At 72.0% G+C, this 16809-nt stretch carries 12 protein-coding genes; 6 read left to right on the forward strand and 6 right to left on the reverse strand.

Annotated features, from left to right (window positions below; genetic code table 11):
- Positions 1-492: 492 nt before the first annotated feature.
- The 5 genes from Aau02nite_RS01775 to Aau02nite_RS01800 form a co-directional block, all read right to left on the reverse strand.
- Positions 493-2787 (reverse strand): IPT/TIG domain-containing protein, encoded by a 2295-nt coding sequence (locus Aau02nite_RS01775; protein ID WP_212986512.1) that lies wholly within the window; start codon positions 2785-2787, stop codon positions 493-495.
- A gap of 839 nt (positions 2788-3626) precedes the next feature.
- Positions 3627-4472, reverse strand: a complete 846-nt coding sequence (locus Aau02nite_RS01785; RefSeq protein WP_212986513.1) for an undecaprenyl-diphosphate phosphatase — start codon at positions 4470-4472, stop codon at positions 3627-3629.
- Between the two features lie 53 nt (positions 4473-4525).
- Positions 4526-5497, reverse strand: coding sequence for a tyrosine-type recombinase/integrase (locus Aau02nite_RS01790; RefSeq protein ID WP_438841090.1), 972 nt, complete (start codon positions 5495-5497; stop codon positions 4526-4528).
- A gap of 13 nt (positions 5498-5510) precedes the next feature.
- On the reverse strand, positions 5511-7103 hold the full coding sequence (locus tag Aau02nite_RS01795; RefSeq protein ID WP_212986515.1) for an ABC-F family ATP-binding cassette domain-containing protein: 1593 nt from the start codon (positions 7101-7103) through the stop codon (positions 5511-5513).
- 816 nt (positions 7104-7919) lie between these two features.
- Complete coding sequence (locus tag Aau02nite_RS01800) at positions 7920-8783, reverse strand: sigma-70 family RNA polymerase sigma factor (protein WP_212986516.1); 864 nt, start codon at positions 8781-8783, stop codon at positions 7920-7922.
- Positions 8784-9070: 287 nt separating this feature from the next.
- On the opposite strand from Aau02nite_RS01800, the gene Aau02nite_RS01805 reads away from it, so the two are divergent.
- Entirely contained in the window at positions 9071-10039 is a 969-nt protein-coding gene (locus Aau02nite_RS01805; protein WP_212986517.1) for a hypothetical protein, read from the forward strand.
- A 117-nt stretch (positions 10040-10156) separates the two neighbouring features.
- Positions 10157-10684 carry a 2'-5' RNA ligase family protein gene (locus Aau02nite_RS01810; RefSeq protein WP_212986518.1) on the forward strand — a complete coding sequence of 176 codons (528 nt, stop codon included), beginning with the start codon at positions 10157-10159 and terminating at the stop codon, positions 10682-10684.
- 6 nt (positions 10685-10690) lie between these two features.
- Here Aau02nite_RS01810 and Aau02nite_RS01815 read toward each other — a convergent pair whose 3' ends face one another.
- Entirely contained in the window at positions 10691-11113 is a 423-nt protein-coding gene (locus Aau02nite_RS01815; protein ID WP_212986519.1) for a VOC family protein, read from the reverse strand.
- A 71-nt stretch (positions 11114-11184) separates the two neighbouring features.
- Between Aau02nite_RS01815 and Aau02nite_RS01820 the strand changes: the two genes are divergently transcribed.
- The 4 genes from Aau02nite_RS01820 (at position 11185) to Aau02nite_RS01835 (ending at position 16809) form a co-directional block, all read left to right on the forward strand.
- Positions 11185-12180 (forward strand): NAD-dependent epimerase/dehydratase family protein, encoded by a 996-nt coding sequence (locus tag Aau02nite_RS01820; protein WP_212986520.1) that lies wholly within the window; start codon positions 11185-11187, stop codon positions 12178-12180.
- 291 nt (positions 12181-12471) lie between these two features.
- Positions 12472-14052, forward strand: a complete 1581-nt coding sequence (locus tag Aau02nite_RS01825) for an IucA/IucC family protein (protein WP_246594823.1) — start codon at positions 12472-12474, stop codon at positions 14050-14052.
- On the forward strand, positions 14049-15665 hold the full coding sequence (locus tag Aau02nite_RS01830; RefSeq protein ID WP_212986522.1) for an IucA/IucC family protein: 1617 nt from the start codon (positions 14049-14051) through the stop codon (positions 15663-15665). Before Aau02nite_RS01825 ends, Aau02nite_RS01830 begins: the two co-directional genes overlap by 4 nt.
- Positions 15652-16809, forward strand: coding sequence for an alanine racemase (locus tag Aau02nite_RS01835; protein ID WP_212986523.1), 1158 nt, complete (start codon positions 15652-15654; stop codon positions 16807-16809). The genes Aau02nite_RS01830 and Aau02nite_RS01835 overlap by 14 nt, the downstream gene beginning before the upstream one ends.

Here is a 16809-nt window from a genome sequence, read left to right on the forward strand (position 1 = left end):
TTTCCGGACAGGCACTGAGACAGGACGGCAGCCCCGACGCCGGCCCTGCAGCGTTGAGAGCTCCATGATGAACCGGTGATAACCGGCGGGTGACTGCGGCGAGCCGCGGCCTGGTAGCGCTGCTACTCACTGTGCGCACCTGCTGTGGCCGGCGCCGCGAGGAGTGGCCGCGTCAACGCCGATCAGCCTCCGGTGAGCGGCGGACGCAGGCAACCGGCTGCAGGGCGACCCGGGCAGGGGCTTGCTGCAGCGGCGGCTGACTGGCATTGCTGTTGATTCTCTCGCTCATTCCTGTGCCACGTTCGTTACCGGCACTCCTCGTTGTCGTGCAACCTGAGCGGCTGCGCGGCAGACGCCAGAACGTCGCTACGCTCTCGCCGCCGCAGCGGGTTGTGGGACTGCCCGGCAGGCTCGCCCCAGATACGGCCAGCGGCCCGGAGCTGCGCTCCGGGCCGCTGGTTGTTCAAGCAAGATCGGTGATGCGGTGGACTGTCAGAAGGACGAGACGGTGAACGTCGACGTGCTGGAAACCAGGCTCTGGATGTAGTTCGGGTCGGTGCCGACCGCGCCCACAGCCCCGTTGCTGACGTAGGTCAGGTTGTACGCACCCTCGGGAACGGGGGTGTACCGGTGGTGCAGGTTGACAGTGTTCGTGCCCGGGGTGCCGATGGCGGCTGCCGACAGGACCGCGGCGGTGGGGCTGGTCACCGAAATGATGGAGGTGCCGGGCGTGAAGTTGGCGCCAACCGGAACCTTGCCGACATCGGCCTGGGTGAACGTCGTACCGGGGCCTGCGGTGATGTTGGCGTCAGCGGCAGTCGTGATGGAGACACCGGTACGGTGCGCCGGCGTGAGCCACCTCGCGGTGATGTCGCTGTTCGTGTCGAGGGCGGCGTTGGAGATGATCGCCTGGGTGTCGCTGAGCACGGCGGTGATCGTGGTGCCGACCGGGATGTTGACCGCGCCGGTTTCGTCGAGGATCATGCCGATGTTCTCCTCGGTGAAGGTGGCCGCAGCGGCACTGATGATTCGGCTGCCGGTAACGGTGTCGATGGTCGTTGCTACAGCAGCGGCCGGGACGAACGGGTCGACGAAGGCGGCACCAGTGGTGTTCAACCTGCGGTGCAGGTTGAGGGTGCAGATCACTTCGGTGTCGCTCAGGATGAGGGTGTTGACACAGTCGGTGACTGGCGCGTTGGCCCGGTCGGAGCCGACGGTCACCCCGCTGTAGGTGCCCTCGACGAGGTAGATGTGCGCACCAGCGTCCGGGGTTGTCTGGAACGATGCGCTCTGGAAGCCGACACCGCGGACGATGACGTTCACGGCGCGGGTGTTCGGCGCCGTGTTGGGCGTCACGCGAAGTGCCGACGTGTACGAGTACGCGTTCGGCAGGATGTGCTGGCCGAACGGGGTGGTCACCACGAGGGCGACGTTGTTCGCCGGCGCGTGCGACGGGGTGGTCGCCGAGAACGCGGTGGAGGAGATCGCCGTGATATCGGTCAGCGCCGTGCCACCCAGCGTCGCGGTGATCTCAGAAGAGTTCGTCGGGAAGGCGCTACCACTCACGACGATCCGCGAACCGCCCAGTGCCGGGCCCGCCTTCGGGGTGATTCCGGTCGCGCTGTGCAGCGTGGTGATGGAGTACGAGTTGCTCGCGAGCAGAGGCGAGGACTCATCAGCGGTGCCCGCGTAGATGCACAGGTTCCACGTCTCACGTCCCGTCGGAGCCGCGGTGTTGAAGGCCCCCACGTTGGGGTAGAACGCGGGAACGGTCACGGCCACGCGCGCGTCGGTGACCTTACGAACATCCGTCTGAGTGACGAGGTGCAGCGCCTGAGGCGCGGCGGTCTCTTCGTAGGTCGTGTCGCAGGCCGCCTTCTGGAAGCTCACGCCCGGAGCCTCGACACCGGCGAAGAGGTCAGTCGCGGTGGTGACGTTGAGGGCGTTGCCACCCTGCCACCCTGCGATCTGCTGGCTGAGGATGAGCAGGCTCGCGGTGTACGGGGCAGCCGAGATGAGTGTGGAACCGGCGGCCACACCGTTGTACAGACACAGGCTGTACTGAAGAGGGAGGACCGAGCTAGCAGGGGTCGTAGGATCGGTCGTCACGCCGGCCGGCACGACGACATTCACGGCCGAGTCCGACACCCGGTTCACGGTGCCGACAAGGCCCGCAGCCGGTGTGCCGTACGTGGCCGCGCAGGTCGACGCCGTGCTGAACTGGGCCGAGACCGTAGATACGCCCGTGAAGAGCGGGGTGCTGGTCTTGACTTCGACGGTGTTGCCCCCACCCGACGGGCCGCTGGTCGAGCTGAGCGTCGGGGCCGTACCCACGAGGACGGGGTAGCCGGCCGCGAGGCCTGCCCGAGCGGTGGAGCCGTCAGCGGCGTACACGCAGGCGATGTACCGCTTGGCCTGGCCGTTGGTCCCCGCGGTCGCAGCGGCGGGCATCTTGAACGTCACCGAGGTCGTGGTGGACGTGTTCGTGTACGTGCCATCCGACGCCAGGATGGCGCTCGTCGGAGTGGCGAGCGTGGCGCCGCACGTCGCGGTGGCGCCCGTCAGGATCTGCACCCGGGCAGCGGTGACTCCCGTCCCTGCGGAGAAGAGCGGGTTCGGGGCGGTGTCGGTGATGGTGACGACTCCGCCGGGTGCGACCACCGGGGGCGTCACCGCGACGGCGGCGAACGCCGCCGACGGTGCGACGAGCAGAGCGACACCGACTGCTCCGGTCGTCAGCCCGGCGGCCGTGACCATCCGGCTTGAGCGTGACTTGGACTTACGCATGCGAGGGTCCTCCTACGGGTCCTTGGGACCACGTCTATGGATTGGGTGGGGCTCGACGGCCAAGAACTCCGAGGTGAGCCCGTCTCGCGGAAGCGTAACCATAAGTAACGTCGCAGTTGCTCTAAGTTGGGATATCTCGAATGGAAGGGGTCACCGCGACGGGAGTGCTTCACCGGCACCCGCACGAGCAGCAAAGGTCTGCTCATTACAGGCCCCCGTAGGTCGTCGGGGCTGGAGCAGCGGCGACGTCTACATTCCGCGGTGTCGGAGTGTCAACGACGGCTTAAAACGGATTCCCGCGGCGACGGGCGGGTTCGAGTACTGGCAGCTGTCGGGGATCGGCACCGGGGACGCGACGATCGCGCGAATCCGCCCCGGAATCCGTCCCCCGCCCGGGGGTCAGTTTTCTCCCATCGCCCACACCGAGCGCAGATCGTCCTCACGATGCCGGTTCCGACCTGATCCTGCTGTACTCGACCCTGCGCGTACGGCCGCGACGTCAACGGCGGCAGCGCGCTCGCAGCGAGGTGCCGCGGTGAGCGGTACTTGCCTGTCATCGTCGAACTGGATGCAGGTCGTCAGCCGCGGCCGACCATCGTCGCACTGTTCGACGCGACGCGGCTGCCGCGGCGTGTGACAACTCCCGGCTGGTCAGCCTGGCCGCCGACCGGTCTCGCCACAACAGGTGGCGGTAGACGCCGTCGCGGGCCAGGTGCTCGGCGACGGTACGCCCGTCGGCGAGCAGCCGATCGGGGTGGAAGCTGACGGTGATCCGGGCACCGGCACGGTCCCGGCGGCGCCGAGCCCCGCGTACGCGAGGGCCCGGGCCGCCGGGTCGCTCACTTCGGCTCGATGACGTTCGTGGCCAGCAGCACCATCAGCACGGCGCCGAGTACGAGCCGGTAGCCGATGAAGATGCTGTACGAGTGCCGGGCGATGAACTTCAGCAGCCAGGACACGGCGAACCAGCCGACGACGAAGCTGACCAGGGTGGCGACGATCGTCGGGAACCAGCCGACGCCGCCGTTGTCGGCGGAGATGTTGTCGTACTCGGTGACCGTCTGCAGCACGCTGGCGGCCAGCAGCGCCGGGATGGACAGGAAGAACGACAGCTTGGTGACCGTCACCCGGTCGAGGTCGCGCAGCAGGCCGGCGGACATGGTGGCGCCGGAGCGCGACACGCCGGGGATCAGCGACAGACACTGCACGGTCCCGATGATCAGGGTGTCCTTCCAGGTCACGTCCTCCTCGTGGCGGACCTGGGTGGCGGCGTGGTCGGCGAAGGCCATCACGCCGCTCCACAGGATCAGCGCCCCGGCGACGAACCACAGGCTGCGCAGGGTGCTCTCGATGGTGTCCTGGAACAGCAGCCCGACGATGCCGATCGGGATCGAGCCGAGGATGACGGCCCAGCCGAAGCGGTAGTCGGGGTCGTCACGCTGGTCGGCGTTGAGCACGCCGCGGACCCAGCCGGAGATGATCCGGGCGATGTCCTTGCGCAGGAAGATGACGGTGGCGATGACCGCGCCGGACTGGATGATCGCGGTGAACGCGGTGATGTCCGGCGCGTCGATCTGATAGCCGAGCAGCTTCTCCACGATGGTCAGGTGTCCCGTGCTGGAGATCGGGAGGAACTCGGTGAAGCCCTCCACCGCACCCAGCAGCACCGCTTCGAAGATGTTCAACCCGACCTCGTCCCTTGATCGTTGCCTGACCGCGGTCGAGGATAGGGGGTCGCTCAGCCACCGCTGCGCCTGACCCGTGCCGCGGCGATGGTGTAAGCGGGGTCACGGTCGAGGTTGTGCCGGTCGCGGTCGTAGCGGCGGGTGGTCCGCGGGTCGGCGTGACCCATCGCGTCCTGCACGTCCTCCAGCGGCACACCCTCGGCGCGGGCGGTGGTGGCGAAGGCGTGCCGCAGCGAGTGCGGCGACAGCCGGGCCCACCCGGCGATGCCGGCGTCGCGGGCCAGGCGCCGCACGAGCCGGAACACGGCGTGCCGGTCGATGCGGGCGCCGGTGGTGGTGACCAGCAGGGGCCCGTCGAGCCGGTCGGCGGTGGTGGCCTCGGCCGTGGCGCGCTGGTGCAGGTAGGCATCCAGGGCGGCCGCCGCGTACGGCGTCAGCGCCCGCCGCCGGGGCTTGCCGCCCTTGCCGGTGAACCGCACGCTACGGTGCCCACGCTCCACACCCACGTCGGCGATGTCCAGCCCGACCAGTTCCCCGACACGCAGGCCCAGGTCGGCCAGCAACGCGATGGCGGCCCGGTGCCGCAGCGCCGCCGGCCCGGTCTCGGCCTCCACAGCGTCCAGCAGCGCGTCGACCTCCTCCGGGGACAGTCCGACAGTGGCGGAATGGTCACGGGAGACCGGCGGGCGGTCCGCGCCGCCGACCGGGTTCGCGTCCACGGCGCGCAGCTTGACCAGGAAGTCGTACCAGCTGGACAGTCCGGACAGTTTGCGGGCCACGGTGGCCGGGGCCAGCGCCTGCGCCTCCAGGCCCCGGGCGTACGCGTTGACGTCCAGGAAGGAGGCCCGCAGCGGGTCCACCTCCCGCCCGGCGCACCAGGCCAGCCAGGCCGAGACGTCACGCCGGTACGCGTCGCGGGTGTGTTCCGACAGCCGCCGGTTGGCCAGCCACGCCTCGGTGACCTGCTCGGCGCTGCCGCCGACGGTGAGCGCGCCCGGGCCCTGTCTCGGAATCAGCGTCGACATGGCGACCATCGTGTCAGCTCTGCCGCACGTGACCGTCCGCGACATGCCAGGTGCGGGTGTGCCCGACCGCGTCGGCGAAGTACCGGTCGTGGGTCACGGTCAGCAGGGTTCCCCGGTACGCGCGCAGCGCCTGCTCGATGACCTCCAGGGCGTCGAAGTCCAGGAAGTTGGTCGGCTCGTCGAGCAGCAGGATCCGCGCCGGGCTGTTGACCATGACGGCCAGCAGCAGCCGGCGCAGCTCCCCGGCGGACAGGCTGCGCAGGCTCGAACCCCACTGGTCCGGGCCGAACTGGTGCCCGGCCAGCAGCCGTTCGGCGTCCTCGGCGTAGACCGGCACCCGGGAGCGGAAGAAGTCCACCACCGTGGTGGCGGTGCGCAGCCCGTCGGAGGTCTGCGGCAGCACCGCCAGCTCCACCTCGGCGCGCTCGGCGATCGCACGCAGCAGCGTGGTCTTGCCGGCACCGTTGCGCCCGGTGATCAGGATCCGGTCGCTGCGGCGCACGTCGAGGTCGACGCCGTCGAGCAGGGTCCGGTCGCCGAGCTTGACGGTCAGGTCGTGCACGGCCAGCACGGTGTCGCGCTCGGTGCTGTCGTCGGCCGGGAACGCCAGGGTCAGCGGCGGGCGGGTCCGCGGTTCGGCGATCCACCGGGCGGACTCCATCTGCCGGCGCAGCCGGCGCTCGCGGGCCTTGGCCTTCTGCGCGACCTTCTTGGCGATCCGGCGCAGGTGCGGGGCCTCGACCCCGGACCGTACGGTGGTCTCGACGAAGCGGGCCTGCTGCTTGGTGCGTTCGATGTCCTGTTCCCAGCGGATCCGGTCCTTCTCCTGGGCCTCGTAGTCCAGCAGCAGCCGCTGCCAGCGGCGGGCCTTCTCCTGCCGGTAGGCGGTGTAGCCGCCGCCGGGATAGTCCTGCGGCTGCTCGTGGATGCCGTCGAGCTCGACGACGCGGGTGACCACGGCGTCCAGGAATGCCCGGTCGTGGCTGACGGCCAGGACCCCGCCGGGGAAGTCGCGCAGCCAGTCACCGAGCCACGCGGCGCCCTCGGCGTCGAAGTGGTTGGTGGGTTCGTCGAGCAGCAACAGCCCGGGCGCGTCCAGCAGGGCCCGGGCCAGCAGCAGCCGGGCCTGCTCACCGCCGCTGACCTCGCTCAGGCGCAGACCGGCGGGCAGGTGGTCGATGTCGAGGCGCTGGCGGATCTCGCTCAGCCGGGTCTCGCCGGTCCAGCCCTCCAGCGCGGTCCAGCGTTCCTGGACCAGGCCGTACTCGTCGAGCACGTCGGCGCCGCGCTCGAGCGCGGTCTCCAGCTGCCGCAGACGCTCGGTGACCTCGGCGAGCTCGCCGAGCCCGGCGGTGAGGAACTCCCCGACGGTGCCCCGCGGGTCGGTGACCTGCTGCGGCACGTAGCCGACGCGGGTGCCGGGAGCCCGGGTCACGGTGCCGGAGGTCGGCGGGAGCTCACCGGCGAGGACCCGCAGCAGGGTGGTCTTGCCGGCCCCGTTGGGGCCGACGACGCCGACGCGGTCGCCGGGACCCAGGATCAGATCGAGACCGGAGAAGAGCAGATCACCGTCGTGGGCGCGGCTGATCGAGGCGGCTTTCAACAAGGAGTCCTCCTGGGACGGATACCGACAGGGGTACGGCGACCCGCGCGCGACCAGGATCGGGCGGCGCGTGCACGGGTCGGGTCGGTATCACACGGAGGTGACGACTCCTCGGGCTCGGCGGCAGGTGCTCGGGATCCACTGTCGCGCGGCCCCGGCGGCTCCGCAACCCGATTTCATACTACGGTTGGCGATATATCATCGTCACCGTGCTGTCCGGCGGCGACGTCAAACTGCGGGCACGGGGGCCACGATCGCCATCCCGATGCACAACGACCAGTTCCAGGCCGAGAAGGACGGCATCGCGATGTCCGTCCGGGCGTTCCGCACCGCCGGGCCGCGGCACGGTCGACACCGACACGTGGGCCCGGCCCACCCCGGCGTTCCTGCCGCTAATCGTCGCCGGCACCGTGCTGGGCCTGGCCACGGGCTGGCTGCTCGCCGCCGCCGGCGCCTACCGGCTGCGCCGCGCGGGCCACCGCGGCCACCGCGGGCGTGACCCTGGCCGTTATCACCCTGGCCCTGCCGGCCGTCGCCCTCTACGGCAACGTCATGCGAGCCTTCCGCCATGCGGACGACTTCAGCCCGGTATTCACCGTGCACAGCGCACTGCGCCCCGGGCCGTACTACCCCGTTCGGACCGCCCTGGCTGATCCCGGCCTGGCCATCACCGGCCTCGTGCTCGCCGCCGCGGCCGTGCTCATCGCCCGCCCGGGCGCCCCGGTCACCGCCGAACAATCCCCACCGCCGGCTGAGACACGACAGGGCCGTCACGCACGTCAGCGTGGCGGCCCGGCCGGTACCACGGCCCAGCACGGGTCAGGCAGCGTAAGCCACCGACTTGTGCATCCCCTGCACGTCGGTCACGGCCAGCCGCGACGCCATCGTGCTGCGCGCGGCGATCTGCGCCGCGTACGCCGCCCGGCGCCGCGCCACACAACCGTCACCCTTGGCCGACCCGGCGTCCTGCTGCTCCATGTGCGTGCTCAGACCGTTCTTGAGCAGCGCGAGGGCCTCGGTACGCAGCTGCGACACCCGCGACTCGGTGACCCCCAGCTCCGCGGCGACGTCGGCCAGCGGCCGCTCCTGCAGGAACGACGCCTCGACCACGAAACGCAGCCGCTCCGGTAGCACCGCCACCGCGTCATGCAGATAGCCGATCCGCTCACGGTGCAGCAGCGTCTCCTCCGGGTTCATCGAATCGTCGGTGACCATGTCCTCGGCCGCCCCGACGGTGAAACCCTGCAACGACAGCACCGCCGCGCGCTGCACGTCGTCGTCGACCGTGGCCAGCTCGTTGACCCCCACACCCAGCAGCTCGGCCAGCTCGGCCGGGCTCGGCGTACGGCCCAGCTGCGCGGTCAGCTCCTGACGCGCCACATCCGCCCGCCGGGCCCGCGCCCGCACCGAACGGCTCGCCCAGTCCATGCTGCGCAGCTCGTCCAGCAGCGCACCGCGGACCCGCACAGCGGCGAACCGGCCGAACGGGATCCCCCGGCCCGTGTCGAACGCCTGCGCGGCGGTGACCAGCGCGGCGTAACCGGCCGAGGCCAGGTCGTCACGGTGCACGTGGGCGGGAACCTTGAACAACATCTCGCGCACCAGGTGACCCACCAGCGGCATGTTCTCGCGGATCAGCTGCTCCAGCTCGCGGCTGACGGTCTTCGTCGTGGCTGCGGACATCGTGTGTTCCCCCTCGTGTGTGTCGCCCGGTGACGGCTCACCGGCTGACAGGGGGAACTTTTCGTGGCGCGGGGTGCAGGCTCCGGTCGCGTTCGGTTGCCGGACGGTTGCACTGCGAAAAAGCCTAAAGTCCGCCCGAAGGCCGCTCCGAACTGCGCCGAACCCATTCCTCGCGCCCCGGACGACTCGTGACATCTGTCAGGGCATTCATGGATGATCGGCTCTCCCCCGGCCCGGCACCGCCGGTCCACACTGGAACGACTCGCTGTCGTCCCACGGGGGGAAACATGAGAAAACTGCTGGCCGCCCTCATCACCGCCACCGCCACCGTCGCCGGAGCCGGCCTGGCCACCCCGGCCACCGCCGCACCCCGGCACTACACCGTCACCGACCTCGGCACCCTCGGCGGCCTCTCCACCGAGGTCTACGACCTCAACGACAAAGGCGTCGCCGTCGGCCGCAGCCTCACCACCGACGGCGAGATGCACGCCTTCTCCTGGAGACGAGGAAAACTCACCGTCCTCGCCACCCTGCCCGGCGGCCACTACGCCGAAGCCCACGGCATCAACGAATCCGGAGTCATCGCCGGCACCGCCCTCACCGCAACCGGCGAATCCCGCGCGGTCATCTGGCGCCACGGCCGCATCACCGACCTCGGCCAGGGCAGCAGCATCGGCTGGGACATCAACGACAACGGCCAGGTCCTCGTCTCCCGCGTCGACGAGACCGGAAGCCCGACCAGCCGCCTGATCTGGCACAACGGCACCACCACCACCGAGCTGGGCCCGGAGAACACCACCGCCCGCACCACCGGAAAGATCAACAACGAGGCCAAGGTCCTGGTGCTCTTCGACGAGACCTACCTCGGCTTTCAGCAGTACGGCTCCACCAGCGGCTTCGGCCCCCTCGCCACACCCGGCCGCAACTACCCCAACGACCTCAACAACAGCGGCATCATCGCCGGCCACTCCACCGATGAGCTGGGACGGACCAGGCCCGTGACGTACCCGCTCGGCCCGACGGAGCTGGGCACCCTCGGCGGCCCCGACGGCAACGCCACCGCGGTCAACGACAACGGCGTCTTCGCCGGCGTGGCCCAGACCCCGGACGGCACCAGCCGGCCGGTCCTGTGGCGCGACCGTCACATCGTCGACCTGACCACACGTGGTCTCAGCGGCAATGAGATGCCCGTGGGGATCAACAACCGGGGGCAGATGATCGCTGCTGTCGACTTCCGCGCCGTTTTCATCAGCTGACCGGCCGCTGGCCGCTTAGGCCACCTGCTCGGCACCTACGGCCGCACCACAGCGCGCCGAGCCGCGCCGCGCCGGACCGCGCCCAAAAGCGGTAGCCCACCCCGCAACAATCAACTTATGGAAGCGACCCACACCGCCCTGGTCATCGAGGTCCCCGCCGCCGAATCGGCCGTCGGAACCCACCGCGCCACCCTCGACCGCGCCGCCTCCTGGGGCGTGCCGGCCCACATCACCCTCGTCTTCCCCTTCCTGCCACCCGACGAGATCAACGACGACGCCTTAGCCGCCGTCCAGGAGATCGCCGCCGCGGAGCCCTCCTTCGAACTCACCCTCGACCGCATCGGGTGGTTCGGCGACACCGTGGCCTGGCTCGCCCCGAACCCGGCCCGGCCCTTCATCACCCTCACCGCCGCCCTGGCCGCCCGGTTCCCGCAGGCCCAGCCCTACGGCGGCGCCTTCGACGAGACGATCCCCCACCTCACCATCGGCCACGACCACCCCCGCCCCACCCTCGAAGCGGCCGCCACCGCGGTCACCGGGCACCTGCCGATCACCACCACCGTCAGCACCATCCACCTGCTCGCCGGCCTCCGCGAACCCGGCGACAACTGGCACCGAGTCGCCGCCTTCCCGCTCGGGGCTTGACACGCCTCAGCCGGCCACGCAGAACTCGTTGCCCTCCGGATCCGCCAGCACCACGTGGTGCGTCCCGTCCACCCTCAGGACCGAAGCCCCCGCGCTCACCAACTGCGCCACCTTCGCCTCGACCCGCTCCCAGACCTGCTCCGCCGTCCCGTGCCGGCCCACCCGTACGTCCAGGTGCAGCCTGTTCTTCGCCACCTTCGGCTCCGGCACCTCCAGGAACACCAGCCGCGGCCCCACCCCCTCCGGATCGTGCAACCACGCCCCTTCGCCCTCGTCATCCCCCGGCGGGCCGAAGGACGCCGCCCACTCCTCGCGCGTCCGGTACGGCGCCGGCGGCGGCTCGTCCACATAGCCCAGCGCCAGCTTCCAGAACTCAGCCAGCGCCACCGCCCCCGCGCAGTCGAACGTCAGATCCACCCGCAACGCCATCACGCACCCCCGGTTCCGCTGTCAGCGATCACATCTTCCGCCGCGGGTACGACGAAGGCATCGTCGACGCCATGAAGCTGCTCGTGCTCGGAGGAACCGGATTCGTCGGCCCCGCCATCGTCGACGAGGCCCGCACCCGCGGCTACGCCGTCACCGTCCTCAACCGCGGCCACCAGCCGTCCCCGCCGGGCACCACCGTCCTGACCGGCGACCGCCACAGCCCCGACGGCCTGACCGCCCTCACCGGCGGCACCTGGGACCTGGTCGTCGACACCTGGTCCGGGCGCCCCAGCGCCGTCCGCGACGCAGCCCGGGCCCTCGACGGCCACGCCGGCCACTACACGTACCTCTCGAGCCGCAGTGTCCACGCCGACACCGACACCGCCGCCCGCACCGAGGACGACCCGGTCGTCGACGCCGACCCGGACTCCGACGACGACACCGACTACTCGGCGGCCAAGCGCGGCGCCGAGCTCGCCGCGGAACAGAACTTCACCGGCCCCGTCCTGCACGCCCGCGCCGGGCTCATCCTGGGACCGCGGGAGAACATCGGCCGCCTCCCCTGGTGGCTCAACCGCCTGGCCCGCGGCGGCCCCACCCTGGCCCCCGGCCCGCACGACCGGAAACTGCAGTACATCGACGCCCGCGACCTGGCGACCTGGATGCTCGACGCGGCCGAACAGGGCGCCACCGGCCCCTACAACGTGGTCAGCCCGCCCGGGCACACCACGATGGGCGAGCTGCTGGAAACGGCGAACGAGGTCACCGGCAACCGCGCCGAGCTGCGCTGGGCCGGCCCGGAGGCCATCGTGGCCGCCGGCATCGAGCCCTGGATGGACCTGCCGATCTGGCTCACCGGCCACGACCACGACTTCATGCACGGCGCCGACGTCACCAAGGCCCAGCGCCTCGGCCTGAAGATCCGCCCGGTGGGCGAGACCATCGCCGACACCTGGACCTGGCTGCAAGCCATCGGCGGTACGGCGCCACAACGCCCCGACCGCACCCCCGTCGGCCTGGACCCGGCCCGCGAAGCAGCATTCCTGGCAGCGATGCACCAAGGCTGAAGGCCGGCCACGTACGAACCCCGCACGGTGGCTACGGACAAGGCCCCGACGAACATCCCACAGCGCCGGCAGTTGACCCGGGCTCACTCGCCGGTGAGTCCCGGCCGTGCCCACCCACGAAGCGGCCACCAACCCCGAAGCTGAATCCAAATCGGGCGGAGTCGTTGATTCCTTTTTGGTTTGACCCTGCCGTGCGCGGATGGCCGAGCGCACACCCTGTAAGGCATCCTAGGATGTTGATGGATGGGCCCGGCCCGAACCCGGCGAGCCGACTGCCGGAGAATACGACCCGTGCCCACACCACCGACCACCCCAGCACCACCCGACGGGCACACCGCCGACCCCGCCCGAACCCGTGCCGACCTGCACAAACACCGCCCGGACCTGGTCACCGCCTACGACGCGGCCCTCCCGGCGGCCCGAGCCGCGATCCTGTCGCGCCTCCTCAACGCCCTCCATCACGAGCCGATCCCGGGCGTAACCCACCGTGCACACCATGTCGAACTCTCCGACGGCCGCACCCTCACCGCCCCCGCCGCGGCCACCCTGCCCTTCGCCACCCCGCAACCCGGCCTCACCGCCCACCTGACCGACTCCGACCGGTCACGGGACGAGGCCCACGACGACCCCGCCGCCCTCCTGCGCGCACTGGACCTCGGCCCGCACACCGAACGCCTGGCCCGCGAGATCGACAACAGCGTCGCCAACCTCGCTCTGGCCTACGCCGACCCCCCGCCCACCCGCGCCGCCCAGGAACGCAGGAACGCCGAAGGCGACCCCGACGGCCTGGGCCGCCTCGAGCAACGGGTCCTCGACGGCCACCCCCTGCACCCCTGTACCCGCACCCGCGGCGGCATGACGGTCGCCGACGTCCTGGCCTACGCCCCGGAGCACCGCCCGGTCATCCGCCTGCGCCGCCTCGCCGTCCCGCCCGCCCGCTGGTACGGCGACACCCCACCGGTCCTCTACGCCCACCCCTGGCAGGCCGGACGCCTCATCGACCGCTACCCGTGGCTGACCGACGCCGGCCAGACCGAGCCCGTGCGGCCCCTGATGTCGCTGCGGACCGTCGCCCCGCTGTCCGGCGCCGACCATGTCAAGACGGCCGTCGACATCCAGATGACCTCCGCCGTGCGTACCGTCTCCCCGGCCGCGGTCCGCAACGGCCCGCGACTGTCCGCCCTGCTCGAGACCCTCACCGCCGATCTGCCCCTGACCGTCCTGCGGGAGACCGCCGCCGGCGCGGTCCTGATCGACGGCCGGCCCCAGCGCCACCTCGCGTACCTGCGCCGCCAGGCCCCGCGGATCACCGCGACCGAGACGGTCCTGCCCCTGGGCGCCCTGCCCCTGCTGCTCCCCCGGCTCGCCACCGACCCGTACGCGTGGTGGCACGACCTCGTGCACCGGCTGCTGCCGCCGCTGCTGACCGTGCTGGACCGCGGCGTCGCGCTGGAGGCCCACGGCCAGAACACGCTGCTGGTGCTCGACGGCGACCGGCCGGCCCGGATCGTCTACCGCGACCTCGGCGGGGTCCGGGTCAGCGCCCGCCGCCTGCGCGCCCACGGCGTCGAGGCGCCCCCGATCGAGGGTGACCTGCCCTCCGACGACCCGGACGTGCTGCGCACCAAGCTGACCGCCGCCGTCCTGGGCACGGTGACCGCGCAGCTCGTCGCCGTGCTGGCCCGGGCCGGCGCCGACCCGGCCCGGCTGTGGGCGTCAGCGGCCGCCGCGATCCGTGGCACCGCGACGGACGACGCGGCGCGGCTGCTCAGCGACCCGCTGCCGGTCAAGGCGACCACGGCGATGCGGCTGGCCGACGACCCGCTCGACGACCTCTGGACCACTCACGACAACCCGATGGCGGGGGCATGACACGCAGCCTGGCGACCCGGCTCTCCCTCACTGCCGCCCATACCGGCGCGGCCCTGGCCGTGCACGCACCGCAGCTCAGCGACCGGTTCACCGCCGCGCTGCCCGAGGCCGCCGACGTCGTGGGGCGACGGCTGCGCGGCGCACTGGTGCGCGAGGGCATCGTGCCGGCCGCGGCCGGCGACCGGATGCACGCCTTCCACCGGGTCGAGTACGCCGCCGCCGGGGCCGACGACCCCGCTGATCTACTGCCGGAGCGGCTGCCGGGCAACGCCGCCGGGTTCGCCGCCGAGCTGCGCAACGCCGTGGTGAACCTGGCCGTCGCGATGGCCCGGCAGGAGCACCTGCCGGCCACCGACCCCGATCACGCCGCCGTCGCCGGGGAGCGGCTCGCCGTCGCCGGGCACAACCTGCACCCCTGCGGGCGGACCCGGCTCGGCTGGGACACCAGCGACGTGCTCGCCCACGACCTGGAGGCCGGGCACACCCGGCTGGGGTTCCTGGCCGTCCGCGACGAGCTGCACCTGGGCGACGACGTCGGCGCCGCCCTGCGGGAGGTCTATCCGCAGCTGCCGCCGGCGCCGGCCGGTTACCGGTTGCAGCCCGTGCACGCCTGGCAGCGCGACGCCGTGGTGCCGGCGCGCTACGGCGAGCTGCTGGGCAGCGGGGCGCTGCGGATCCTCGACGACGAGCTCGACGCGATCCCGACCGCGGCGTTGCGGACCCTGCTGCTGCCGGTCGCCGCCGACGGCACCCGGCGCTACGTGAAGGTGTCGCTGGACATCCAGGTCACCTCGACGCGGCGCAGCATCAGCGTCGCCAGCACCCGCAACGGCCCGGCCGTGTCCGTGCTGCTGCACCGGCTCGTCGCCGAGGACCCGGCCGCGGACCGGCTGCTGCTGATGGCCGAGACCGCCGGGGCGGCCGTACCGGCCGGGTCCGGGCGCGACATGGCCGCGATCATGCGCGACGGTCTCACCGGTCGGCTGCGCCCCGGCGAGCGGGCCGTGCCGGGTGGGGCGCTGCCGTTCGTCGCGGCCGGGCTGGTGGCCGAATTCGCCACGAGTACGGGCCGGCGCGACGACGCGGGCGCGGCGGCGGCGTTCCTGGACGCGTACACCCGGCTGGTGCTGCCGCCGCTGCTGCGGCTGACCCTGCGCGGGGTGGCCCTGGAGGCGCACCTGCAGAACTGCCTGCCCACGTTCACCGGCGGGGTGCCGCAGCGGCTCGCCGTGCGCGACTTCGCCGGGTTGCGGCTGCACCCGGGCCGGCTGGCCGCCGCCGGGCACGAGGTGAGCCTGTGGCCCGGCTCGGTGGTCGGCACGGACGACGCCACTGTGCTGCGGGCGAAGATCGGCTACACCGCGTTCCAGGCCCACCTGGGTGAGCTGGTGATCCGGCTCGGCGAGTCGCACTCCCTCGACGAGGACGCCGCCTGGCGGATCGTGCGGGCCGTCGTCGACGAGACCTACGCCGGGCAGGGCGAGCTCGCAGCGCAGGACCACGCGGCGTTCACCGCGCCGACCGTGCCGCACAAGGCGCTGGTGCGGATGCGCCTGGCCGGGGCCGGCGACGAGTACCTGCCGGTGGAGAATCCCCTGCATGCCGGCGCCTGAGCACGTCACCGCCGCGCTGCGGGCGCTGCCCCGGCCGATGTGTGCGTACGTCTACGACACGGCCGCGCTGCGGGACCGGGCCGCTGCCGTGCGCGCCGCGCTGCCGCCGGGCACGACCCTGCTGTACGCGGTGAAGGCCAACGGGCACCCGGCTGTGGTGCGTACCCTCGGCGCGGCCTGCGACGGCCTGGAGGTGGCCTCGGGCGGTGAGCTCGACCTGGCGGTCGCGGCCGGCGCCGGCCGGATCGTCTTCGGCGGACCGGCCAAGACCGACGCCGAGCTGGCCGCCGCCGTGGCCGCCGGCGCGCAGGTCAACGTGGAGAGCGGCCACGAGCTGCGGCGCCTGGACCGGGCCGCCCGGGCGGCCGGGACGGTCGTGGACGCAGCGGTACGGGTCAACCGCGCGCAGGCCGCGCTGCCCGGCAGCCACGCCATGACCGGTACGCCCACCCCGTTCGGCGTCGACGAGCAGGAACTGGCCCGGGTGCTGGCGCTGCCGCTCACCTCGGTGCGGATCACCGGCTTCCACCTGCACGCCGTGTCGAACAACCTGGACGCCGCCGCCCACGCCCGGTTCATCGCCGGCGCCCTCGACTGGTCGGTGGCCGCCGCCGCCCGGCACGGGCTGAGCCTGCGGCTGGTCAACGTCGGCGGCGGCCTGGGCGTCGACTACCTCAGCGACGCCACCATCGACCTCGGTGAGCTGCGCGCGGGCCTGGCCGGGCTGACGGTTCCCCCCGGGGTGGAGCTGATCGTCGAGCCGGGCCGGATCCTGGCCGCCGACGCCGGCTGGTACGCCGCCGAGGTCCTCGACCTCAAGCACACCCACGGCCGCTGGTTCGCGGTGCTGCGCGGCGGCACCCACCACTTCCGGCTGCCCGCCGCCTGGGGCTACAGCCACCCGTTCACCGTGCTGGCCGTCGACGACTGGCCGTACGAGTGGCCCCGCCCCGAGGTCGCCGACGTCACCGTGGACGCCGTCGGCGAGCTGTGCACCCCGCGCGACGTCCTCGCCCGCGACCAGGGCGTGGACCGGCTGCGCATCGGTGACGTGCTGGTCTTCGCCCGCACCGGCGCGTACGGCTGGGACATCTCCCACCACGACTTCCTGCGCCACCCACCGCCGCGATTCGAGGTGCTCTGA

Source organism: Actinoplanes auranticolor (genome assembly GCF_018332655.1).
Lineage (GTDB): Bacteria > Actinomycetota > Actinomycetes > Mycobacteriales > Micromonosporaceae > Actinoplanes > Actinoplanes auranticolor.